The 22094-nt window shown below is 71.4% G+C and carries 21 protein-coding genes; 8 read left to right on the top strand and 13 right to left on the bottom strand.

Annotation, left to right across the window (positions count from 1 at the left end; genetic code table 11):
* Window positions 1-2: 2 nt before the first annotated feature.
* The 5 genes from FAF44_RS16995 to FAF44_RS16975 all read right to left on the bottom strand — a co-directional run bounded on the left by FAF44_RS16995 (window position 3) and on the right by FAF44_RS16975 (window position 5291).
* Window positions 3-1913 carry an AfsR/SARP family transcriptional regulator gene (locus tag FAF44_RS16995; RefSeq protein ID WP_272894633.1) on the bottom strand — a complete coding sequence of 637 codons (1911 nt, stop codon included), beginning with the start codon at window positions 1911-1913 and terminating at the stop codon, window positions 3-5.
* Window positions 1914-2466: 553 nt separating this feature from the next.
* On the bottom strand, window positions 2467-3723 hold the full coding sequence (locus tag FAF44_RS16990; RefSeq protein WP_237104141.1) for a beta-ketoacyl synthase: 1257 nt from the start codon (window positions 3721-3723) through the stop codon (window positions 2467-2469).
* A complete protein-coding gene (locus tag FAF44_RS16985) occupies window positions 3720-4184 on the bottom strand; it encodes a cupin domain-containing protein (protein WP_237104140.1) in 465 nt (154 codons plus the stop codon). The genes FAF44_RS16990 and FAF44_RS16985 overlap by 4 nt, the downstream gene beginning before the upstream one ends.
* Window positions 4181-4519 (bottom strand): TcmI family type II polyketide cyclase, encoded by a 339-nt coding sequence (locus FAF44_RS16980; protein ID WP_237104139.1) that lies wholly within the window; start codon window positions 4517-4519, stop codon window positions 4181-4183. Before FAF44_RS16980 ends, FAF44_RS16985 begins: the two co-directional genes overlap by 4 nt.
* 88 nt (window positions 4520-4607) lie before the next feature.
* The gene (locus FAF44_RS16975) at window positions 4608-5291 is read right to left on the bottom strand and encodes an SDR family NAD(P)-dependent oxidoreductase (protein WP_237104138.1); all 684 of its coding nucleotides are present in this window, start codon (window positions 5289-5291) and stop codon (window positions 4608-4610) included.
* Between the two features lie 185 nt (window positions 5292-5476).
* Here FAF44_RS16975 and FAF44_RS16970 point away from each other — a divergent pair, with 185 nt between their 5' ends.
* Entirely contained in the window at window positions 5477-6694 is a 1218-nt protein-coding gene (locus FAF44_RS16970; protein ID WP_237104137.1) for a nucleotide disphospho-sugar-binding domain-containing protein, read from the top strand.
* A gap of 98 nt (window positions 6695-6792) precedes the next feature.
* On the opposite strand, the gene FAF44_RS16965 is transcribed toward FAF44_RS16970, so the two are convergent.
* Window positions 6793-8796, bottom strand: a complete 2004-nt coding sequence (locus FAF44_RS16965; RefSeq protein ID WP_237104136.1) for a carbamoyltransferase C-terminal domain-containing protein — start codon at window positions 8794-8796, stop codon at window positions 6793-6795.
* Window positions 8797-8810: 14 nt separating this feature from the next.
* The gene (locus FAF44_RS16960) at window positions 8811-9941 is read right to left on the bottom strand and encodes a cytochrome P450 (protein WP_237104135.1); all 1131 of its coding nucleotides are present in this window, start codon (window positions 9939-9941) and stop codon (window positions 8811-8813) included.
* 254 nt (window positions 9942-10195) lie between these two features.
* Between FAF44_RS16960 and FAF44_RS16955 the strand changes: the two genes are divergently transcribed.
* Window positions 10196-11203, top strand: a complete 1008-nt coding sequence (locus FAF44_RS16955; RefSeq protein WP_237104134.1) for an acetylserotonin O-methyltransferase — start codon at window positions 10196-10198, stop codon at window positions 11201-11203.
* Here FAF44_RS16955 and FAF44_RS16950 read toward each other — a convergent pair.
* Together FAF44_RS16950 and FAF44_RS16945 are read right to left on the bottom strand one after the other, a co-directional pair.
* Complete coding sequence (locus FAF44_RS16950) at window positions 11151-12794, bottom strand: DHA2 family efflux MFS transporter permease subunit (RefSeq protein WP_237104133.1); 1644 nt, start codon at window positions 12792-12794, stop codon at window positions 11151-11153. The two genes, FAF44_RS16955 and FAF44_RS16950, sit on opposite strands and share 53 nt — an antisense overlap.
* Window positions 12795-12799: 5 nt before the next feature.
* Window positions 12800-13828, bottom strand: coding sequence for an LLM class flavin-dependent oxidoreductase (locus tag FAF44_RS16945; RefSeq protein ID WP_237104132.1), 1029 nt, complete (start codon window positions 13826-13828; stop codon window positions 12800-12802).
* Window positions 13829-14000: 172 nt separating this feature from the next.
* Between FAF44_RS16945 and FAF44_RS16940 the strand changes: the two genes are divergently transcribed.
* The 5 genes from FAF44_RS16940 to FAF44_RS16920 all read left to right on the top strand — a co-directional run bounded on the left by FAF44_RS16940 (window position 14001) and on the right by FAF44_RS16920 (window position 17878).
* Window positions 14001-14477, top strand: a complete 477-nt coding sequence (locus tag FAF44_RS16940; RefSeq protein ID WP_237104131.1) for a hypothetical protein — start codon at window positions 14001-14003, stop codon at window positions 14475-14477.
* A 103-nt stretch (window positions 14478-14580) separates the two neighbouring features.
* Window positions 14581-15378, top strand: coding sequence for an SDR family NAD(P)-dependent oxidoreductase (locus tag FAF44_RS16935; RefSeq protein ID WP_237104130.1), 798 nt, complete (start codon window positions 14581-14583; stop codon window positions 15376-15378).
* A gap of 43 nt (window positions 15379-15421) precedes the next feature.
* Window positions 15422-16609: a cytochrome P450 gene (locus FAF44_RS16930; RefSeq protein WP_237104129.1), complete on the top strand. Its 1188-nt coding sequence runs from the start codon at window positions 15422-15424 to the stop codon at window positions 16607-16609.
* A gap of 13 nt (window positions 16610-16622) precedes the next feature.
* Complete coding sequence (locus FAF44_RS16925) at window positions 16623-16838, top strand: ferredoxin (RefSeq protein WP_237104128.1); 216 nt, start codon at window positions 16623-16625, stop codon at window positions 16836-16838.
* Between the two features lie 32 nt (window positions 16839-16870).
* On the top strand, window positions 16871-17878 hold the full coding sequence (locus FAF44_RS16920) for an NAD-dependent epimerase/dehydratase family protein (RefSeq protein ID WP_237104127.1): 1008 nt from the start codon (window positions 16871-16873) through the stop codon (window positions 17876-17878).
* A 70-nt stretch (window positions 17879-17948) separates the two neighbouring features.
* Here the strand turns inward: FAF44_RS16920 and FAF44_RS16915 are convergent, their stop codons facing one another.
* From FAF44_RS16915 to FAF44_RS16905, 3 genes are read right to left on the bottom strand one after another with little or no spacing between them, the layout of a single operon-like run.
* Window positions 17949-18146, bottom strand: a complete 198-nt coding sequence (locus FAF44_RS16915) for a ferredoxin (RefSeq protein WP_237104126.1) — start codon at window positions 18144-18146, stop codon at window positions 17949-17951.
* 2 nt (window positions 18147-18148) lie between these two features.
* On the bottom strand, window positions 18149-19345 hold the full coding sequence (locus FAF44_RS16910) for a cytochrome P450 (protein ID WP_237104125.1): 1197 nt from the start codon (window positions 19343-19345) through the stop codon (window positions 18149-18151).
* 42 nt (window positions 19346-19387) lie between these two features.
* Window positions 19388-20452 carry a methyltransferase gene (locus FAF44_RS16905; protein ID WP_237104124.1) on the bottom strand — a complete coding sequence of 355 codons (1065 nt, stop codon included), beginning with the start codon at window positions 20450-20452 and terminating at the stop codon, window positions 19388-19390.
* A gap of 221 nt (window positions 20453-20673) precedes the next feature.
* Between FAF44_RS16905 and FAF44_RS16900 the strand changes: the two genes are divergently transcribed.
* Window positions 20674-21072, top strand: coding sequence for a SchA/CurD-like domain-containing protein (locus tag FAF44_RS16900; protein WP_237104123.1), 399 nt, complete (start codon window positions 20674-20676; stop codon window positions 21070-21072).
* Here FAF44_RS16900 and FAF44_RS16895 read toward each other — a convergent pair.
* Entirely contained in the window at window positions 21049-22056 is a 1008-nt protein-coding gene (locus FAF44_RS16895; RefSeq protein WP_237104122.1) for an acetylserotonin O-methyltransferase, read from the bottom strand. The genes FAF44_RS16900 and FAF44_RS16895 overlap by 24 nt on opposite strands.
* Window positions 22057-22094 lie beyond the last annotated feature (38 nt).

Below are 22094 nucleotides of genomic sequence, written 5' to 3'. Positions count from 1 at the left end.
TCTCAGTAGGACACCGGTGCCCGTCCGGCCCCCAGCTCGCTGAGGGGGTCGTCGTCCATGGCGCCGCACGGCGCGGGAACGGCCTGGTAGACCGAGTTCAGCAGGGCGTCCCCCTCATCGGGGGGCAACCGGCGGCCGGCGGTCCGCACGCTGGGCAGGAAGCGGTACTGCAGCAGATCCGGCTCCCTGCCCGGCTCGGCCGTCATGAGCTGGAGCTCGACGAGCTCGTCCAGCATCGCCTCGGCCTGGGGTTCCGGCAGCCGTAGCAGGCGCGCGGCCAGGCGCGGCGTGAACGTCGCGGCGTCGAGCCGGGTGAGCACGCGGAAGGCGGACTGGACGGCCGGCGAGCAGAGCCGGTAGCTCAACTCCACGCTGGAGTACAGGGTGAGCTCGTGGTGGCCGGGCGTGCCCGGCGCGGCGCTCTCCCCGCTGATGCCCCTGACCAGCTTGCTGAGCGGCCAGTGCGGGCGCAGTTGCAACCGCGCCGCCGCCGCCTGGAGCGCCGCGGGCAGCCCGTCGCACAGCCGGACGAGCTCGCGGGCGGCGGCCTCGTCCTGGGCGATGCGGGCCTTGCCGAGCACGTTGGTCAGCAGGCGCAGCCCCTCCTCGGCGCTGAGCGGGCCCACCTCGACGATCGCCGTCACCTCGGGCGCCGAGAGCTGCCTGCGGGCGGTCACCAGGACGCCGCAGTCGGGGCTGGCGGGCACGAGGGGGAGCAACTGGTCGGTGTGGACCACGTCGTCGAGCGTCACCAGCACGTGCCGGTCGGCCGTCCAGGTGCGGAAGAGCCGGGAACGCTCGCTCAGCGTGGCGGGGATGCGGTCCTCAGGCACGTCGAGCGCGCGCAGGAACTCGGCCAGGACGTCGCGCGGATCGGCCGGGCAGCCGTGGGTGTCCATCAGGCGCGCGTAGAGCTGCCCGTCGGGAAAGGGGCCGTTGGACCGGTGCCCGACCTGCGCGCACAGGGCCGACTTCCCGGAGCCGGGCGGGCCGGTGATGATGACGACCGGCGGCGCGTGGTGATGCCGCGCCGACAGGGCCGCGAGCAGGGTGCCGACCTGCGGCTGCCGGCCCACGAGCGCGGTGCCCTCGGGAGGGAGCTGGCGCGGCGGGCGGCTGAGGCTGAGCCGCATCGGGGTCCTGGGCCGCGGCAGCGTGAGGCTCTCGTCGGCGGCCAGCACGGCGCGGTGCAGTTGTTCCAGATCGTTGGACGGGTCGAGGCCGAGCTCGGTGGCCAGGGCGCTGCGGGTGCGCTGGTAGATCTTGAGCGCCTCTGAGCGGCGGCCGGCGCGGTGCAGCGCCAGCATGAGCTTGGCCTGGAAACCTTCGTGAGTGGGCTGCTCGGCGGCCAGTCGGGTGAGCTCGCCAAGCAGCTCATGATGTCGGCCCAGATGCAGATCGGCCTCTATTCGTCGCTCCAGGGCGTTCTTGTACATCTCTTCCAGCCGCAGGCTCTCCGCGCGCAGCACGGGCCCGTGGCCCACGTCGACCAGCGCCGGTCCGCGCCAGAGCCGCAGGGCGTGGGAGAGGGTCTCGGCGGCGGCGTTGATGTCGCCCGCCTCCAGCTCCCGCCTGCCCTGGTCGGACAGCCGCTCGAAGCGCATGGTGTCGAGCATGTCCGTGTCGAGGAGCAGCGCGTAACCGTAGGGGGAGGTTCGCAGGGAGGCGTCGGCGGGTGTGTCACCGGCGGTCCCCATGTGCGGCGGCGTGCCGAGACGCAACAGCTTGCGTAACTGGTAGATGTAGGTCTGCAGCGTGGTGGTGACGCTCGCCGGCGGGTTGTCCTCCCAGAGCTCCTCGATGATCTTGTCGGTGCGAACGACAATGCTCGCCTGGACCGCCAGTAAACTGAGCACGGTGCGCAGTTTGGGGGCCGATGGCGTCAGTATGACGCCATGCTTGAGCACTTCCATCGGACCGAGCAGGTTGATTTCCACCACACGCACCGTCCCCTGTCCATAGCTCACGTTCGTCCACGTTGACCATGGCGTGGTCACGCCATGCGTCCGCTTGCCCGCGATTTTTGGCCATGTGCGGCGACGAGATGTCACCCCGGCGTCGCCTGCGGCCACAATGGACGATCTCTTCTCTTAAAGAACTTAGCAGACGCATGTAATGTGATCTTGAAAATCACTCGAAGATCGCTGAGCTACGATGCTATGACAGGGTCTTGACTGACAATGCTACTTCACAATGCGCAAAGATCCTCCGGGATAACCCTGAATCATTCCCCTAAACACTTTGGCGTGGCTGGTCGTCAAATATTTGACGAGGTGGTGACCGATTCCCATCGGGGCCGCCATGACCTGCGGAGACCCCGCACCCGTCCGGGCCGGGGAGGCTCGGGGCGGGGGCGGGGTCTCCCTGGTTTCACAGTTCTTCCCCTTGGTGATCTTGACAGGATCCGGAAAGTGGAATATTTAGCGTCGCAAAATCCTGAGTGGTGAATCAGGATTCTATATTCCACTAGGAAGGGCGGGCGAGTACCATCGCGCTCTGGAACCCGCCGAAACCGCTGCCGACGCTCAGCACCGCGTCCATCGCGTGATCCCGGGCCGTGAGCGGCACATAGTCGAGGTCGCATTCCGGGTCGCGATGATGCAGATTCGCCGTCGGCGGGACGACCTGCCGCTCCAGCGCCAGAGCGCACGCCGCGACCTCCAGCGAGCCGATCGCGCCGAGCGAGTGGCCGACCATCGACTTGATCGAGCTGGCCGGGATCTCGTAGGCGCGCTGACCGAGACTGCGCTTGAACGCCGCCGTCTCGTGCCGGTCGTTCTGCCGGGTGCCCGAGCCGTGCGCGTTGATGTAGTCGATGTCGGCGGGGTCGAGCCGCGCCTGGTCCATCGCCACCCTGATGGCCTCCGCCATCTCGCGCCCGTCGGGCTTGAGGCCGGTCATGTGGAAGGCGTTGCTGCGGCTGGCGAAACCGGCGACACGGGCGTAGATGCGCGCCCCGCGCCGCCGCGCGGCCTCCGCCTCCTCCAGCACCATCACGGCCGAGCCCTCGCCCAGCACGAAACCGTCCCGCCTGGCGTCGAACGGCCGCGAGGCGTGCCCGGGGTCGTCGTTGTTCGGCGAGGTCGCCCGGATCGCGTCGAAGCACGCCGAGGTGATGGGGGACAGGGGCGCGTCCGTCGCCCCCGCGATCACCACGTCGGCCGCGTTCTCCTCGATGAGCACCGCGCCGTGGCCGACCGCGTCGAGCCCCGACGTGCAGCCCGTCGAGATCAGCGCCGCCGGGCCCTCGGCGCCCGCCTCCCAGGCCACTTCGACGGCCAGCGTGCTCGGCACCATGTAGCCGTACAGGTGCGGCACACCGTAGGTGTGGTCCACCAGCCAGCGGCGGCCCTCGTCGGCCAGGACGGTGTACTCCTCCTCCAGGCCCATCGTGCAGCCGACGGCGCTGCCGAGCGCGACGCCGACCCGGTCGGGCTCGACGCCCGACAGATCGACGCCGCTGTCGGAGATCGCCTCCCGCGTGCAGACCGCGGCGAACTGCGCCGCCCGGTCCATCCGCCGGATCTGCTGCGCCGACAGCCCCGCCGCCTTCGGGTCGAAGTCCACCTCGGCCGCGATCTGGGAGCGGAACCCCGTCGGATCGAACAGCGTGATCCGCCGGGTGGCGGTGCGCCCGTCGGTGAGCAACTGCCAGAACGCCTCGCGCCCGATGCCGCCGGGCGCGACCACGCCGATACCGGTGATCACCGCCTCACGGCTCAACGCGGTCCCCCGACCTGCGGGCCGGGCTCGTGCGGCGCCGGCAACTGCTCGGTGTCCACGTGCCCGAGGTCCGGGCGGGGAGCCAGCGGCGAGAGATGGAAGACGATGTGCGCCTCGACGTCCCCGACGTTCACCAGGCGGTGGCGCACGCCGATCGGCACCAGCAGCGAGTCGCCGGGGCCGATCCGCACCTTCTCGCCGTCCAGAGCCATCTCCAGCTCGCCGACGACCACGTGCAGGAACTCCTCGGAGTACGGGTGGTAGTGCTCGGCGACGTGCTCGCCGGCCTTGAGGTACAGCACGCCGCCGAACCCCGAGGTGCAGGCGGCCGTCTTCGGGCTGAGCGTGACCCGGATGTCACCGCCGCGGCGGCGGTTGGGCGCCACCTCCGCGGCCTTGACCACGGCGGGCTTCACGGTCTTGTCAGCGGGCGCCTTCGCGCCGGTCGTCTCCGCGGTCACTGAACCCTTCCCTCCTCAGAGGTCCACACGTAGAACGGCGTGGCCATGGCGTCCTTCGGCTCTTTCCAGTTCGGGTCGTACGGCGCGACGAGCTTGGCCAGCCGCTCGTTGATGTCCTCGTACAGCGGGTGGCTGCGCGCCTTGTACAGGTTGGGCGAGATGTCCTGGTCCGCCTCGACAAGGTGGAAGTAGAGGTCGTGGAAGTGGAACAGGGTCCGCCGGCTCACCCCCACCATGTGGGGCAGGTCGGTCGCGTCGGACTCGCCGAACGTGTCGGCGATCGGCACGGTGTTGTCGGCGCTCCTCAGCTTGGCGACGATCAGAGTCCGGTGCACGTTCTGGCCTCCTATGAACGGGTCGAAAGGCTCTTTCCGATGGTTGCCGCGGGCAGTGGAAGGCTGCTCGAAGTCAGCTCCAGCGCCACTACCAGCCCACCTGCCGGTCGCCGCGCAGGAACACCCCCGACGGCCCGTCGTCGGGCAGCGTGGCGGCGTCGGCGATGTCGGCGGCGGCCTCCTCCGGCGCCCGGCTGGCGTGGGGCATCATCCTGGTCCTGGTCTGGCCGGGGTTGACCGCGTTGACCAGGACCCCGCTCCCCTTGGTGCAGGTGGCGAGCATGGTGGTCAGCCCGTTGACGGCGGTCTTGGACACCGAGTACGCCGGCGCCCCGGTCCACAGCCCGACGCTGAACGACCCGGTTCCGCTGGAGACGAAGACCACCCGGCCCCACCCCCGCGACACCATCCCCGGGACGAACGCCTGCGCCACCCGCCACCCGCCGAGCAGGTTGACCCGCAGCGTCTGCTCCACCCGGTCGAGCGGCACCGACAGCGGGTCGTCGCCGGCGTCCAGCAGCACACCCGCGTTGCACACGAGCACGTCCACCGGCCCGAGCCGGGCCGCCGCCCGTTCGACGCTGCCGGGATCGGTGGTGTCCAGCGGATGGGAGCGCACGTCCGGGCCGATCCGCGCCGCCGCGTCGGCGGCCTCGTCCCCGTCGCGCGCGGTCACGACGACACGCAGACCCCTGCGGCGCAGCTCGGCGGCGGTCGCGTGCCCCAGTCCTCGATTGGCCCCGGTGATCAGGGCGGTGCGTGGTTCGATCACCCCGCCACCATGGCCGCTCCCGCTCGACGCGCGATGGAGACGGTGTCGCGCTCCAGCGATCCTCCAGAACGCGATGCCATCGTCGGCCCAGGAAGGCACGCAGGCGAGCGGCCCCGCGAGCCGCCCGGTGAGCCCGCCCGACGGGTCACGGGGGCGTGCCGACGAGCTGAGGAGGAGACGCTCCCATGCGTGTGCTGTTCACGACCTGGGCCTGGCCCTCACATCTGTACTCCATGGTCCCCCTGGCGCGGGCCTGCCGCGCCGCCGGGCACGAGGTGCTGTTCGCCAGCGAGCCCGGCCTCACCCGGGACATCCTGCGGGCGGACCTGCCGGCCGCGGTGGTGGGCACGGACGTCGACACGGCCGGCATGGTCCAGGAGTACCTGATCCCCGTGCCCGGCGCGCCCGCGCCCCAGCGGGACGGCAAGGGCCCCCGGGTGCTGCGGATGTTGTTCGCGCACGCCGAGTCGATGACACCCGGCCTGATCGGCGTGATCCGGGACTGGCAGGCCGACCTCGTGGTCTACGACCAGGTGACGCTGGCCGGCCCGCTGGCCGCCGCGGCGACGGGCGTCCCGGCCGTGCGCCAGCTCTACGGCTTCGACCTGCTGCAACGTGCCCGCGGCGTGCTGCCGGACGCCATGGCGCCGCTGGCCGAGCGGTTCGGCGCGGAGAGCGTGGACCCGTACGGCGCGGCGAGTGTGGACCCCGTGCCGGCCAGCGTGCAGATCACCGGCGGGCACCGGGTGCTGCCGATGCGCTACCTGCCCTACAACGGCCCGGAGCACACGCCGTGGCGGCCCCCCGCCCCGCGCCGGCGTCCGCGCGTCTGCGTGAGCTGGGGCCACACCATCGCCAAGGTGGACCCGTCGCGGTTCGTCGCCGACCGGATCGCCGCCGCCCTCGCCGGCGCGGACGTGGACGTGGTCCTGGCGGTCTCCGCCGCGCAACGGGACCTGATCACCGGGCGGCGTGACCGGCCCGGCGACCACGCGGCGCTGCCCTGCGACCTGCCGCGCACGCTCCCCGGCGACCTGCCGGGCAACGTCAGCGTCGTGGTCGACACCCCGCTGCGCGACGTGCTGCGCGACTGCGACGCCTTCATCGGGCACGGCGGCGCGGGCGGCATCCTCACCGCGCTCGCCCACGGCCTGCCCATGCTGCTGCTGCCGCAGTTGCCCGACCACGCCGGGCACACCGGCCGGGCCGCGGCCGGCGGCGCGGCGATGGTGCTCAGCCTGGCCGAGCTGACGGGGGAGGCCGTGCGGGACCAGGTGGCCAGGCTGCTGGCCGAGCCCGAGCCCCGCAAGGCCGCCGGTGAGCTGCGGGAGGAGATGCGCGGCCGGGCCACGCCAGCCGAGGTGGCCGGCGCGCTGGCCGAGCTGCGCCCCTCCCTCGTCTGATCGGCGCGTCTGATCGGCCCGTCTGATCGGCCCTGCTGATCAGCGCGGCTGATCAGTGGCGCGCGCCGTGCCCGGCCCGCCGGATCATCGGCACCGGATCACTCCGGTGCGGTGATCTGGCGGACGGCCCCCAGCTCCAGGTTCAGCAGGGCGTCCGGGCCGAACGTGGTGAAGCGGTGCTCGGCGCGCCGCATGCTGCGCTCGGCCGCCTGCCGCAGCGAGGGATCGGCCCGCAGCCGGCTGTCCACCGCCTCGTACGCCGCCGCCGCGCCCTCCTCCGTGCGCAGGTCGTACTTCCCGCTCAGCGCGAGGTCGAGGAAGAGCACGTGCAGGTACAGCTCGGGCAGGCCGTGCGGGTTCAGCTCGGCGTGCACGGCCTGGGCCCGGCTCTGCGAGATGTCGGTGAACAGCTCCCGCGTACGCGGGTACGGCCCCTGCGCCGGGTAGGCGTCGAAGTTGCGGAAGGCGACCCGGCGGCCGTTGAAGTAGGCCACGCTGATCCTCCTGCGCAGGCAGAAGTTGATCGTCTCGCGGATGGTGTCGATGATCGGCTCGCCCTTGTCGTTCAGCGAGGTGTTGCAGAGCATCGGCACGCCGGTCTGCCGGTGGAAGGCCGACAGCAGCGCGTGCAGCGCCGGGTTCTGCTCGGCGTTCAGCGACTGGACCCGCGCGGAGTAGTCGAGGTGCGCGACCGCCTGGATCTGGGCGCGGCGCTCCTCGCGGATCGTGAACGTCTCCAGCATGAACGGCGAGGGCCTGCTGTCCTCGAACCAGTCCGCGAGCTGGTCCTCCAGCACCACCGGCGCGACCGGCCGCCACCACTCGCGCAGCTTGAACCCGTTGAGCGCGTCCTTGGCGGCCCGTGACGTCGGGTCGCCGATCAGGCTGCGGTTGCCCAGCGCCCGCGGCCCGATCTCCGAGCGGCCGTGGAACCAGGCGATGGGCTCGGCGAGGATGTCCCGCACCGCGACGTCGTGGTCGAGGTCGGACACGTCGGCCACGTAGTCGGCGAACTCGGCCAGCGCGCCGTCGAGGTCGTCGTCCGCGCGCCCGAGGTAGGCGCCGGGGAAGTGGAAGGTGAACCGCTCGCCGCCGGTCTTCTTGTGGAAGGCGGCCAGGCCGATGCCGACGGCCTGACCGCCGTCGTCCACGCACGGAGGCGCGAGGAAGCCGCGGAAGCCGTACTTCTCCATGAGGTGGCTGTTGGTCGGGCAGTTCAGGGCGTAGCCGCCGGCCAGCGCGAGGTGCGTCTGCGCCGGGTCGAGGTCGAAGCGCTCCAGCGCCGTCTCGATGTTGCGCTCCATGGCCATCACGGAGATCGCCTGGATCTCCTTCATGACGGCGCTGACGAAGCTCTCCTCCTCGGTGAAGTCCGGGTCGGTGCCGGCCGTCGCGCGCACCTCGGCGGCGATCTTCTCGAACGCCAGCGGCGCGCCCTCCAGCGCGGCCAGGCCGGTGAAGTCGAACTTGTCGAGGATGCTCTCGCGGTCGCACCGGCCGGTGGCCGTGGTGGCCGTCGCCAGCGCCATCAGCGTGCCCTCACGCATCTTGAACCGGTCCTTGGCGGTGCTGTACAGCAGGCCGGGCGAGGCGACGGGGAAGGTCTCCACGACGCCGCGGCGGCTGACCGCGCCGGTGAACCAGTAGCGCTTGTAGCGCTGGTCGAGCAGGCGGTCCGGGCCGCCGTCCACGGCCAGCGACAGGATGTCGCCGTCAAAGAACGCCTCGCTGTCCAGCAGCATCGCGCTGTAGAGGTGGGCGATGCTGTGGAAGGACAGGTCGGGGAACTCCTCGACGAAGTGGTAGTCGTTCGTGGTGGCCAGGCCGGGGGTGCCCCACACCTCCTCCATGTCGTCGAGCGACACCCCGAAGGCGCCGATGAGGCCGTTCACGAACCCGCGCAGCTCGTCCATGCTCAGGAACGGCGTCCGGTGGTGCTTCAGCCCGGTCATCCGCTCGAACTCCCAGTGGCCGAGGAGCTGGACCTGCGGCCCCTCCTTGCGCCACAGCGATACGTTGTTGTCGTGCCGGTAGGACACCATGGCCAGCCGGTGCAGCCCCGGGATGGTCAGGTAGCTCGAAAGGTAGTAGCCGTCTCGCATTTTTCCTCCACTGGTCACCAGGTGACGGGTACCTCGACGAAGCCGAGTTCGAGTGGGTTGTCGTGGTGCCTGAGCTCGGTGACATCGACCGCGAGCCGCAGGCCGGGGAAGCGCTCGATCAGCGCCGCGAACGCGATCCGCAGTTCGAGCCTGGCCAGCGCCGCGCCCAGGCAGAAGTGCGGGCCGGCGCTGAAGGCGATCTGGTCCCTGGCGTCCCTGGTGATGTCGAACCGCAGCGGGTCGGGGAAGACCGACTCGTCGAAGTTGGCCGACTCCAGCACCGGCACCACGCCGGACCCGGCGGGGATGGTGACCCCGCCGACGTCGATGTCCTCGGTGACGTAGCGCAGCATCGACAGCGAGTGGCCGGCCACCTGGCAGCGCAGCATCTCCTCGACGGCGTCGGGGATCCGCTCCGGCTCGGCGCGCAGCAGGGCGAGCTGGTCGGGGTGCTGCATGAGCAGCACCGCGCCGCTGCCGATCTGCGCCGCGGTCGTCTCGTGCCCGGCCATCAGCAGCACCGTGCACCACACGTGCAGCTCGTGCGTGCTCAGCCGCCCGTCCTGGTCGTCGTGCACCCCGATCAGCTCGCTGATCAGGTCGTCGCCCGGGTCGGCCCGCTTGAGCTCGATCAGCTCGCCGATGTACTCCCACGCCTGGCCGACCCCGTTGCGGAAGCGCCCCTGGTCGGCCACCGGCACGTCCAGCAGCTTGCAGATGACCCGCAACGTCAGCGGCAGGGCGAACTCGGTGACCAGGTCCACCGGCGGCTTGCGCCAGCGGTCCAGCAGCTCCGCGACCACCTCGTCCACGTACGGGCCCAGCCGCTCGATCCGGGTGGGGGTGAACGCCTTGGTCATCAGCCGCCGCATGCGGGTGTGCTCGGGCGGGTCTCGGTCGATCTTCGGGTTCTGGAACATCTTGGTCCGCGGCGCCGCCGTCATGCGCGGCGCACCCGGGCGCTCCCGGTTGCGGCTCAGCCGCCGGTCCGACAGCACCGCCCGGACGTCCGCGTAGCGCGTCACCAGCCAGACCGGGTCGCCGCTCGGCATGACCGCCCGCACCACCGGCTCCTCCCGGAGTTTGGCGAGCTCCTCCGGCTGCTGTATTCCGGGGGGCCAGTCGAACGGGAAGTTCAGCGTCATCGGTGCTCTCCTGCTCTCCGAGATGTCGTCAGGCGCGACGAGCCCGGATCGCCGTCACGCACCGACGATCGGGACGGTCGTCACGGACGCGAACTGGACTGTCGTCACGGATGACGATGGGCCGCGCGGCTCAAGGCGTCCGCAAGCGCCGCTTGACTCTCGTGCGGGTTTCGCTCGGTGTTCGAGCGCGCGAGCACAGCATGAGGCGGCAGATCCACACCGGGTGGTGAGAGGAAGCGGAAATGAGCAGCAATATGGAACCGTCTCCCGCGGCCAGGGTGCGTCGCCTGTCCAACTCGGTGCACGACGCCGCCATCGTGCGGGCGGCGGCCGAGCTGGGCCTGGCCGACGCGGTCGGCGAGGAGCCCACGCCCGTGGCCGAGATCGCCAAGCAGGTCGGGGCCGAGCCGAAGACGCTGGCCCGCCTGATGCGCGCGCTCGTCGCGTACGACATCTTCGAGCAGGTGACCCCGGACTCCTACCGGCATTCGGACATGTCCCGCACCATGCGCTCGGACGCGCCTGGCGGCCTGATCCACACCCTGCTCACCCCGGCCGACTGGGGGTGGGTGATCTGGTCCAAGCTGGCCGACGCCGTACGCGCCGGCAAGACCCTGTTCCCCGACAACTTCGGCACCGACTTCTTCGGCTACCTGAAGGAGCATCCCGAGGCGCAGGCCAGGATGTTCCGCGGGATGACCTCGTGGTCGGACGCCATGAACCCCAAGCTCGTGCAGGCGCTGCCCCTGGAGGACGCCCGCACGGTCGCCGACATGGGCGGCGGCGAGGGGACGCTGCTGCGGGCGATCCTCGAGCAGGGCCCGCACCTGTCGGGCGTCTGGTTCGACACGGAGGCCACCCTGGCCGTCGTGGACGACGAACTGCTGTCCGGCCCGGTGGGCGACCGCTGCGCCTTCGTCACCGGCGACTACTTCAACGAGGTGCCCTTCGCCGCCGACCTGTACGTCTTCAAGCTGACCCTGCACATGTACGAGGACGACGACGCCGAGCGGATCCTGCGCAACGTGGCCGCCTCCGCGCGGCCGGGCGCGCGCATCATCATCGCCGACCCGCTGCTCCAGGACCCGCCGCAGAGCAAGTTCGTGCCGTCGATGGATCTGCACATGCTGCTGGTCATGGGCGGCAAGGAGCGCACCGAGCAGGACTACGCCGACCTGTTCGAGCGCTCCGGCCTGAAGTTCGACGGGATCACGCCGACGGGGACCGACTTGCATCTGGCCGTGGCGCGGGTTCCGGGCTGACCCTGCGCGTCCGCCCGTTCAGGTAGCTGCCGAGCGCCGCGAGCACCACGCTCGCGGCGCACAGCAGCAGTGTGAACGTGACCGCGGAGCCGAACGCGGACCCGTACGCGGCCTCGGCGAGCGTCCGCATCCGCTCCGCCGTCTCGGCCGGCGTCCCGGGCGGCACGGCGATGGCCGCCCCGTCGCCGCGCGCGCTCGCCCCGGCCACCGCCTCGGTGAACGGGCCGCGATAGTTCTCCGGCAGCCCGCCCGCGACCGTGCGCGCCGCCGCCCCGATGCCGGTGTCGAGCCGGGCCTGGAGCACCGCGCCCAGCACGGAGATGCCGACCAGCGTGCCGGTCTGGCGGATCGTGTTGAAGACCCCGGAGGCCGCCCCCGCCAGGTCGGTGCTGACGTCCCGCATCGCCAGCGAGGTGATCGGGCCGAAGGCCGCCGACTGCGACAGCCCGGCCACCGCCAGCGGCAGCATGAGCAGGTGCCCGTTCACGTCCGGCCGGCTGAGCAGGGCGACGGCGACGAGCGCGGCGGCGTAGACCGTCAGCCCGCCGAGCAGCACCCGCTCGCCGCCGAACCGGTCGATCAGCCGCCCGGTGATCGGGAAACCGAACGTCATGCCCAGCGCCCACGGGGCCAGCGTGAGCCCGGCCTGCGCGGCCGACATGCCGAGCACCGACTGCAGGTACAGCGTCATCGTCAGGGAGAGCGTGATCACGCACATCGACACGGCCGCCATGGAGACGGTCATCAGCGTGAACGTCCGGTCGGCGAACAACCTGGTCGGCACCAGCGGCTCGCTCGTCCGGTGCTGGTGCGCGGCGAACACGGCCAGGAGCACGAACCCCGCCCCGATGATCATCGGCACGGTCAGGAACGGCGTGACCTCGCCCCAGCCGTAGTGCCGGCCCTCCAGCAGGCCGAACGTGATCGCGCCGAGCGCGGCCCCGGCCAGCGCCGCGCCCAGGACGTCCAGCCGCCGCGCCCGCCGGACGTGCCCGCCGGGCACCACCAGCAGGGTCAGGACGATGATCAGCACGCCGATCGGCAGGTTCACGGCGAAGATCGAGCGCCAGCCGGCCGTGGAGACCAGGAGGCCGCCGAGCGTCGGGCCCGCGACGCCGGCCAGCCCGGCGGTCACGCCCCACACCGCGCTGGCCACCCCCCGCCGCTCCTTCGGGAAGACGATCGTCATCATCGTGAGCGTCTGCGGGATGATCAGCGCCGCGCCGACGCCCTGGAGCAGCCGGAAGGCGATGAGCTGCCACGGCGTCTCGGCGAACCCGCACAGCGCCGAGGCGATGGAGAACACCACCATGCCCGCCAGGAAGACGGTGCGCGGGCCGGCCACGTCGCCGAGCCGGCCCGCGGTGACGGTCAGCACCGCGAGCGCCAGCGTGTAACCGCCGACGACCCACAGCACCTGGCCGAGGTTCGCCCCGAGACCGGTCTGGATCTCGGGGACGGCGATGCTGACCGACGTGGAGTTGAGGATCGTGATGAAGTACCCGAGGCAGGTGGTCGTCATGACCGCCCAGGGGTTGCCGCGCAGGCCGCGCAGCCTCGCCCCCCACCCCGCTCGTGTGACGGTGTCCACGGCGCTCAGGCCGCGAGGCCGGCTCGGCCGAGCGCCGCGGCGGCCACCCGGAGGATCTGGATGCGCTCGTCGGTGGTGCCGCCGAACGGGGAGATCACCAGGGTGCTGACGCCCTGCTCCGCGTACGCCCGCATCCGGGCGGCGACCCGGTCCTGGTCGCCGAGCAGCGAGATGCGGTCCACCAGCCCGGCCGGCACCGCGGCCGCCGCGCCGTGCGGGTCGCCCGCGGCCATCCGCTCGTGGATCACGCCGGTCTCCGGGCCGTAGCCCAGCCGCTCGAACAGCGAGACGTAGATGTTGCGCCCGCGGTTGCCCATGCCGAGGAAGTGTGACAGGTACCCCCTGATCGGCGCGGCGGCGGCCTCGACGTCGGAGCCCAGCGCCATGGGGATCCCGCACAGCACCTCGAACCCGGACAGCGGCAGCCCGGCGCGCAACCGGCCGGCCCGCAGCGACTCCATGGTCTTCGGCAGCTCGTCCGGCGGGGAGAACGCGCCCAGCCAGCCGTCGGCGATCTCGCCCGCCAACTCCAGCCCGCCGGGCGCGACGGCCGCCAGGTAGATCGGGAGGCGCTCGGCCACGGGCTCGCTGAACAGGCGCAGCGGCGAGGCCGTGCACCCCTCGGGCGGCAGCCGGAAGTGCTCGCCCTGGTGGGTGACCGGCTCGCGGGCCAGCGTGCGGCGCACGATGTCCACGTACTCTCTGGTCCGGGCGAGCGGACGCCGGAACGGGACGCCGTGCCAGCCCTCCGAGATGTCCGGGTTCGACACCCCGAGCCCGAGCCGGAACCGGCCGCCGGACAGGGTGTCGAGCGTGGAGGCGGTCAGGGCGGTCATCGCCGGCGTGCGGCCGGGCAACTGGAAGACGCCGGAGGCCAGGCCGATCCGGGTGGTGGCGGCGGCCACGGCGCCGAGGACGGTCGCGCCGTCCGCGCGGAAGCCCTCCGGCACCACCGCGAGGTCGAAGCCGAGCCGTTCGGCCTCCTGTGAGACCTGCACCGCGTCAAGGTAGGAGAGGTTGACACCGAGCTTCATGTCAAGGCCGTCCCTTCTGTGGGTCCCTATCTGTGAGGCGGAGATACGCCTGCACGCTCAGGCTCACAGGTCCGCCTCGAAGACCGAGCAGGCAACGGCCGATCCAGGTTGGACCGCCGCTCGAGCAGACCACCGGATAAAGGAGGACCGCGAAAGCTCGGAAGGAGTCCAGATGAGAACGGACCTGAACCGCCGCAGCCTGCTCAGCCGGGGCGGGACCCTCGCGCCGCTGATGGGTCTCGGCCTGCTGGGCGGGGCCACGGCCGCAAGCGCCGACACCAGCACGGAGAAGAAGCTCATCCCGCTGCTCGGCACCTGGGCGGTGAAGGTGACCTTCGAGGCCCCCGGCCGCGAGCCGGAGGCCGGCCTGTTCGCCTTCGCCGCGGACGGCATCTTCTTCGGGACGACGACCGGCGCGGGCAACCTCGACCTCGGCTCGTGGCGGATCACCTCCAGCGGTTTCGAGTTCAGCTTCCGCCACTACATGTACACCGACGACGAGACCTGGATCGGGGAGGTGCGGGTGCAGCAGAAGGGCTCGTTCACGTCCTCGACCGCCTGGACGGCCTCGGGCACCGGCACCGCCTACGACACCGCCGGCAACCAGATCGCGGTGGTGCAGAGCGCGACGGCCGGCACCCGCTTCTGAGGCCGTGCCCGTCTGTGCCCGTCTCGCCCGCCCTGCCGGCTTCAGTCGGATTCGAGCCGATGTCGACGCAGGACCGCAACGCTGTACATCGAAGGGAGCCACCATGGAACTCGGACTCGCCGGCAAGGTCGTACTGGTCACAGGAGGCAGCGGATCGATCGGGGCCGCCATGGCCGAGGCGTTCGCCGCCGAAGGCGCCCGCGTCGCGGTGACCTTCCGCAACAACGCCGGACGTGCCGAGGAACTGGCGCGCGTCATCGGCGAGCGGGGCGGGCAGGCGCTGGTCGTCAAGTACGACCTCGCGGACCCGGCGGCCATCCGATCGGCCGTGGGCGCCGTGCTGGAGGAGTGGGGACGGCTCGACGTCCTCGTGCTCAGCGCCTCCGCGCAGGACGGCACCCGCACCACCCCCGTGCCCTTCGAGGACATCTCCGCCGAGGAGTGGCAGCCGCTGCTGCGGGCGGACGTCGAGGGCACCTTCCACACCGTGCAGGCCGCCCTGCCCGCGATGCGCAGCCAGCAGTGGGGCCGCATCATCCTCATCTCGGCGAACATCGTCACCCGCGGGGCCACCGGCGACGAGGCGTTCGTGTCGAGCAAGATGGCGCTGCACGGCCTCGGCCGCACGCTGGCCACCGAACTGGCCCCCGACGGCGTCCTCGTCAACGTGGTGGCCCCCGGCGCCACGGTGAGCAGGGGCTTCCTGCGGCGCTTCCCGGAGGAGAAGCAGGCGAGGTTCGCCGGGCTCGACGACGTGCAGATCAAGCGGCTGCTGAACCAGGACCGCCCCGTCGGCAAGGTCTCGACCCCCGCGGACGTCGCCAACACCGTGCTGTTCCTGAGCTCGGAGGCCAACGGGAACGTCAGCGGCCAGGTGATCTACGTGGCCGGGGGACACTGATGCGCCCGCCGGCCGGTCTCACAGGACACGAGCAGGAGAAGCGATGACCACAGCACCGCCCGCCTTCCCCCAGGCCCGCGTCTGCCCTCACCTCCCACCCCCGGCCTATGAGGAGCTGCGGCAGGGCCCGCCGCTGAGCCGGGTGACGACCCACGCCGGGCAGACGGCCTGGCTGGTGACCCGCTACCACGTGGCCAGGACGCTGCTGAAGGACCCGAGGCTGTCCTCCGACCGCAGGCGTCCCGGCTTCCCGGTCATCTCGGTGCAGGTCGCGCTGCTGACCGAGCGCAAGCGCCAGGCGCTGATCGGGATGGACCCGCCCGAGCACGACATCCAGCGGCGGATGTTCCTGCCGGACTTCACGCTGAAGAAGGTGCGCGAGCGGCGGGCCGACATCGAGCGCATCGTGAACGAGGAACTGGACAAGATCCTCGACCACGGCCCGCCCGCCGACCTGTTCACGGAGTTCGCCCTGCCGGTGCCCTTCCGGGTCATCTGCCGTCTGCTCGGCGCGCCGTGGGAGGACCACGAGTTCTTCCAGGACGCCATCCGCCGCCTCGTGCGCACCTTCGACACCGAGGAGGGCCGGCAGGCGGGCCGCGAGCTGCTGACCTACTTCGAGCAGCTCGTCACCGACTTCAAGAAGACGCCCGACGGCGCCGGCCTGATCGGACGGCTGTCCGGCAGCGGCCGCATCTCCGACGACGACCTCGCGCTGGCGGCCATGTCGCTGCTCATCGCGGGGCACGAGACCACCGCGGCGATGATCTCCCTGGGCGCGGTGACGCTGATGGAGAACCCGGCCCAGCTCGCCGCGATCCGGGCGAACCCCGAGGCGATCGTGCCCGCCGTCGAGGAGCTGCTGCGCTTCCAGTCGATCGCCGACAGCGCCAACCTGCGCGTCGCCACGGACGACATCGAGATCGACGGGGTGCTGATCAAGGCGGGGGAGGGCCTGCTCATCCCGGGCTCGCTCGCCAACCGGGACGCGGAGATCTTCGAGAGCCCGGACACGTTCGACGCCAACCGCGACGCCGGCGGCCACATCGCCTTCGGCTACGGCCGTCACCAGTGCCTCGGGCAGAACCTCGCCCGGCTGGAGTTGCAGATCGCGTTGACGGCGTTGTGGCAGCGGATCCCGAACCTGCGGATGGCGGTGCCGGCCGGGGAGCTGAACCCGCGCCCGCCGGGCGCGATCCAGGGCATCGACGCGCTGCCGGTGACCTGGTGAGGAGGTGGGGGAGATGGCTGCGGACACGACCAGCGTAGAGGGAGACCAGCGGGTGTGCATCGGCGCGGGCGTGTGCGCGCTGACCGCGCCCGGCATCTTCGACCAGAACGAGGACGGCCTGGTCGTGGTGCTGACCGAGGCGCCCTCCGGGGAGGCGTGGGACAAGGCGCTGCGCGCGGAGCGCCTGTGCCCGTCCGGGGCGGTGCGCGTCGGCCGCTCCTCCGGGTGAACCAGTTCGATTGCCGGGAAATGAGGGATCAGATGCGCATTCTCATGCTCGGTGGCACGGAGTTCGTGGGCCGCGCCGTGACCGAGGAGGCTTTGGCCAGGGGCTGGGAGGTGACGGTGTTCCACCGGGGACGGCAGGCGCCGCCGCCCGGCGTGCGGGCGCTGCACGGCGACCGCACGCTCCCCGACGGCATGGCGCCCCTCGCGCAGGGCGAGTGGGACGTGGCGGTGGACACGTGGTCCGGCGCGCCGCGGGTGGTCCGCGACACGCTGCGGCTGCTGGAGGGCCGCATCGGCCACTACACCTACGTCTCCACCCGCGGGATCTACGACTTCCCCGTCCCCGCCCCGCTCACCGAAGACCGGCCGGTGGTCTCCGGCTCGCCGGACGACGGCGACACCGACTACCGCGACGCCAAGGCGGGCGGCGAGGTGGCGGCCAGGCAGGGGTTCGGCGACCGGGCGCTGCTCGTCCGGCCGGGGCTGATCTTCGGCCCTCGCGAGAACTCCGGGCGGGTGCCGTGGTGGCTGCGCCGCGCCGCCCGCGGCGGCCCCCAGCTCGCGCCGGGGCCGCGGACCGGCTCCCTGCAGTACATCGACGTCCGCGACATGGCGAGCTGGATCCTGGACGCCGCGCGCAGCCGCCTGCACGGCGCCTACAACATGGTGTGCCCGCCGGAGCACGCCACGATGGAGGACTTCCTCAACGCCTGCGTCGAGGTCACGGGCGCCGGCGCCGAGCTGCGCTGGATCGACCCCGAGCCGATCCTGAAGGCGGGCGTCAAGCCCTGGAACGGCCTGCCGGCCTGGCTGCCGCCCGGTGAGATGCACGAGCTGCTGCACCGGACCGACGTGTCCAAGGCGGTGGCCGCCGGGCTGCGCTGCCGTCCCGTCGCCGAGACGGTGGCCGACACCTGGGCCTGGCTGTGCGAGGTGGAAGGCGAGGACATCCCGCAGGAGTCGTCCTACGCGCGCCACCACGCGGGCCACGGGCTGGTCGGCCTGGACCCGGACGTGGAGGCCAAGCTCCTGGCGGGCTGACCAGCCGGCCGTACACGAAGAAGCTGCCGGCGGTCGGACCGCCGGCAGCTTCTTCGTGTCGGGTGCCGGCTCACTCGTCGTCGAGCAGCCGGATCGTCCCGGTGGGGCAGCGCCGGGCCGCCTCGCGGACGAGGTCCGCGAGGGCGGCCGGCGGCTCCGGCACGTTCACCACGACGACGGTCTCGTCGTCGTGGCCGAACACCTGCGGCACCGCGACGACGCACAGGCCGCTGCCGCAGCAGGTGTCCCGGTCGACCGTCACCCGCATGACTACCACTCCACCGGGATCTCGAGCAGCCCGCCGATCAGCGTGCCCTCGCTGCGTCCCATGCCGTCCGCGGGAGCGGCCAGCCGCAGCCGGGGGAACCTGCGCAGCAGGGTGTCCAGCACGATCTGCAGCTCCAGCCGGGCCAGCGAGGCGCCGATGCAGAAGTGCGGCCCCACGCTGAACGTCAGGTGGTAGTTGTAGGCCCGCTTGACGTCGAACTCGTGCGGGCAGGAGAAGACGCTCTCGTCCCAGTTGGCCGACTCGACGGCCGGGATGATGCTCGTCCCCTTGGGCACCGTCACGCCGCCGATCTCGATGTCCTCGGTGACGTAGCGCAGCATCGACAGCGAGCCGTTCAGCAGCTTCCAGCGCAGCACCTCCTCGACCGCCGCCGGCACCAGGGAGGGGTCCTCCCTGAGCCGGGCGAGCTGGTCGGGATGCGCCAGCACCTTCGCCACCAGGTAGCCGATCTGGCTGGCCGTGGTCTCGTAGCCGACCAGCAGGAGCAGCCGGCACCACCAGTGCAGCTCGTACTCGCTCAGGCGGGTGTCGTCGTCCTCGTGGACCTGGGTCAGCGCGCTGATCAGGTCGTCACGGGGGTGCGCCCGCCGGGTCTCGATCAGCCGGCCCATGTAGCCGCCGATCTCGGCCATCGCCGCGCCGATCTCCGGCCCGGAGTACTTGCCGGTGGACAGGAACCGGTCGGTCCAGCCGCGGAAGCGGTCCTGGTCCTCCGTCGGGACGCCCAGCAGGTCGCAGATGACGCGGATGGACAGCGGGAACGCCAGCGACTCCGACACGTCCGCCGGGCACGGCCCGTTCTCCATCTTGGTCACCAGCTCGTCCACGATCTCCTGCACCTTCGGGCGCAGGTTCTCCACCATCGTGGCCGTGAACGCCTTCATCACCAGCCGCCGGACCCGGGTGTGCTCCGGCGGGTCCGGGTCCATCCTGTCGTCCTGGAACATCTTGTTGTTGGAGGTCATGCGGGCCGCGTCCGGGCGGTTGAGGTTGCGGCTGACCCTCGGGTCCGTCAGCACGGACCGCACGTCCTCGTAGCGCGTCACCAGCACCGCCCGGTCCCCGCTCGGCAGCACCACCGGGACCACCGGACGGTCGCGCAAGGACGTCAGCTCGACCGGCACCTCCAGGGCCGACGGGCGGGGGAACGGGTACGGAATGGGCTGTTCGGTGCTCATCTAGTCGCCTCCCTGCACTGCTGTTGGCTCATCCGGGCCGGCTCACACAGGACGGCACTCGACGATGCTGTGCGGCTGCTCGGTCGGGTGGATGGCGACGACCTCGAAGCCCGACTCCTCCACCAGGCTCGTCCAGTCGGCGACGGTCCGCTCCCGGCCGCCGTTGGTGACCCCCATCGAGATGTCCATCAGCTTGATGTAGGAGGGGTCGTTGCCGTCGGGGACCACGCCGTCCACGATCAGCACGCGGGCCTCGGCGTCGTCGCCGATCGCCTGCCGGATCCGCCCGAGCACCTTGCGGCACTCGGCGTCCGCCCAGTCGTGCATGATGGCCTTCATCGTGTACGCGTTCGCGCCGCTCGGCACCTCGTCGAAGAAGCTGCCGCTGACGAGCCGCACCCGGTCGGCGACCCCCTGCGCGGCCAGCACCGGCGGCGCCGAGGCGATCGCGGTCTCGATGTCGAACAGGATGCCGCGCGACTGCGGGTACTGCCGCAGGATCGCCGACAGGAACCGGCCCTGGCCGCCGCCGAGGTCGGCGATCGTGGCGAAGCGCCCGAAGTCGAAGGACGCGGCGATCTTCGGCGCGCGGCTCTCGTTCAGCTCCGACATCGCCTTGTGGAAGGCCGCGGCGAACTCCGGCGCCTCCTGCTCCAGGTACTCGAAGAAGTTCTTGCCGTCGCGCAGCTTGCGGCCGTTCGGCTCGCCCGTGCGCAGGGTGTCGATCGCGGAGCCCCAGCAGTTCCAGACGGTGGTCTCGCCGTAGAAGTAGGCGAGGTAACGCAGTGAGCCGGGCACGTCGCTGCGCAGGTACTGCGCCTTCGGCGTCAGCTCGAACGTCTTGTCCGCACGCTCGGCGAAGACGCCCACGGACGCGGCGGCGCGCATGAAACGGTGCAGCGTCGGCGCGTGGGTGCCGCTCGCCTCCGCCAGGTCGTCGATGCCGCGGGGGCCGTCGGCGAGCAGGTCGGCGACGCCGACGCGGGCGAGCACGTTCAACGTGCCCGCCACCCACTTGCCGGCCAGCATCAGCAGCAGCTCCTGCTGCACACCGTCGTCATCGAGCGGCCCCTGCTCCGGGACACGGTCGGTCGAGGTCGTGGTCATCCCGAATCCTCCTATGGGTGACAGGTTTTGCTTCGGCCGCCCTGAACCGGTCGGGGTCCTGCCATCTCTGGCAAGCTCCCACCGTCGGCTCAAGGGCGGGTCAAGTCGGTATGGAGCGGACGCCGCGGCCGGGCGGCGGCCACGGCACCGAGTGGTTCGCGAGGTTGCTTCGAGCCCCGCTGCGCATCCTGGGGCGACGTTCGCGATCCCGAGGAGTTGCCATGCCATTTACCGCGATCACTTATGACATCAAGGGCGGTTGCGAGGACGAGGTCGCGGAGGTGTTCGACAACTTCCGCCGGCCGTCGGGGAACGTCGTCCCCGGGACCGACGGAGCCCAGGCGGGCCGCATCCTCGCGACCGCGGTCTTCATCCGGGACAGCACCCTCGTACGCTTCATCGAGTACGAGGGCGACCTCGACGCGGTGATCCGCTTCATGGCCGCCCAGCCCGGCGTGTCCGAGGTCGAGCGCAAGCTCGCCCCCTACCTGAACAACCCGCGCGACACCGGCACGGTCGACGGATTCCTCCGGACCTTCCGCGCCAGCCAGTTGCGCTGCATCACCCAGTTCGCGGTGCCCCGCCAACCGGGCGCCTCAGCCTCTGCGGCAGATCAGTAGGGTGTCGAAGTCGCCGAGCTGCTTCTCCTCCAGCGAGGTGAAGCCGGCCAGCGCGGCGTGCTCGCGCAGCTCTTCGACCGGGTACTCCGAACCGCCCTCGCTGACCAGCAGCATGTCCAGGCTGATCACCAGGTTCTCCACCTGGGCGGGGCCCTCGTCCAGCATCCGGTCGTAGATCACCAGCGCGCCGCCGGGCCGCACGGCGGCGGCGGCCTTCTGCACCAGGAACCTGCGCCGGTCGATGTCGTAGTCGTGCAGCACGTGGCCCATGACCACGACATCGGCCTGCGGCAGCGGGTCCTGCCAGAAGTCGCCGTGCCGGAAGCTCATCTTCTCGCTCAGGCCGAGGCCGGCCATGTGCTCGGTGAAGAAGGGCTCCATCTGCGGCAGGTCGAACACGGTGCCGGTCAGGTCCGGGTGCGCCTTGACGATCTGGCCGGCCAGGTTGCCGCGGCAGCCGCCGACGTCGAGCAGCGTGGCGTGGCTCGAGAAGTCGTACGCCTCGATGAGCTGCGGCCCGAGGACCTGCGTCAGCGCGTCCATCATCTGGATGAAGCGGCCGAGGATCTTCGGGTTGGCCAGCACGTCGTCGAAGTCGCCCTGCGCCTGCGGCAGGCCGGTGCGCAGCGCGTCCGACAGCTTGCCGTAGGCCGGGTAGAGGTTGTCGTTGGCCCGGCGCATGAACCCGCCGATGTAGGTCGGCTGCTCCCGCACCAGGTACTGCTCGGCTCCGGGCGCGTTGCGGAAGGTGTCGCCCTGCCGCTCCAGCAGGCCGAGCGCGGTCAGCAGGAGCAGGAAGTCGTTCAGCCCGCGGCCGTGCAGCCCGAGCCGCGTCCGGATCTCCTCCTCGGTGGCCGGGTTGTCGTGCAGCTCGGTGAACAGGTCGAGCTCCACCGCGGTGAGCAGGGCCTTCGATTCGCAGAAGGCGTTGCACAGCCGGATGAGCCCGGTCGGTGTGGTGACGTCCGGAGCAATGCCCGTCATTCGTGACTCCCTCTCTCGCACCGTGCGATGCCGACGGT

The organism is Nonomuraea sp. MG754425, from assembly GCF_021699195.1.
Lineage (GTDB): Bacteria > Actinomycetota > Actinomycetes > Streptosporangiales > Streptosporangiaceae > Nonomuraea.
Note: the sequence above shows the minus strand (reverse complement) of the source record. Positions and strands in the feature narration are given on the sequence as shown.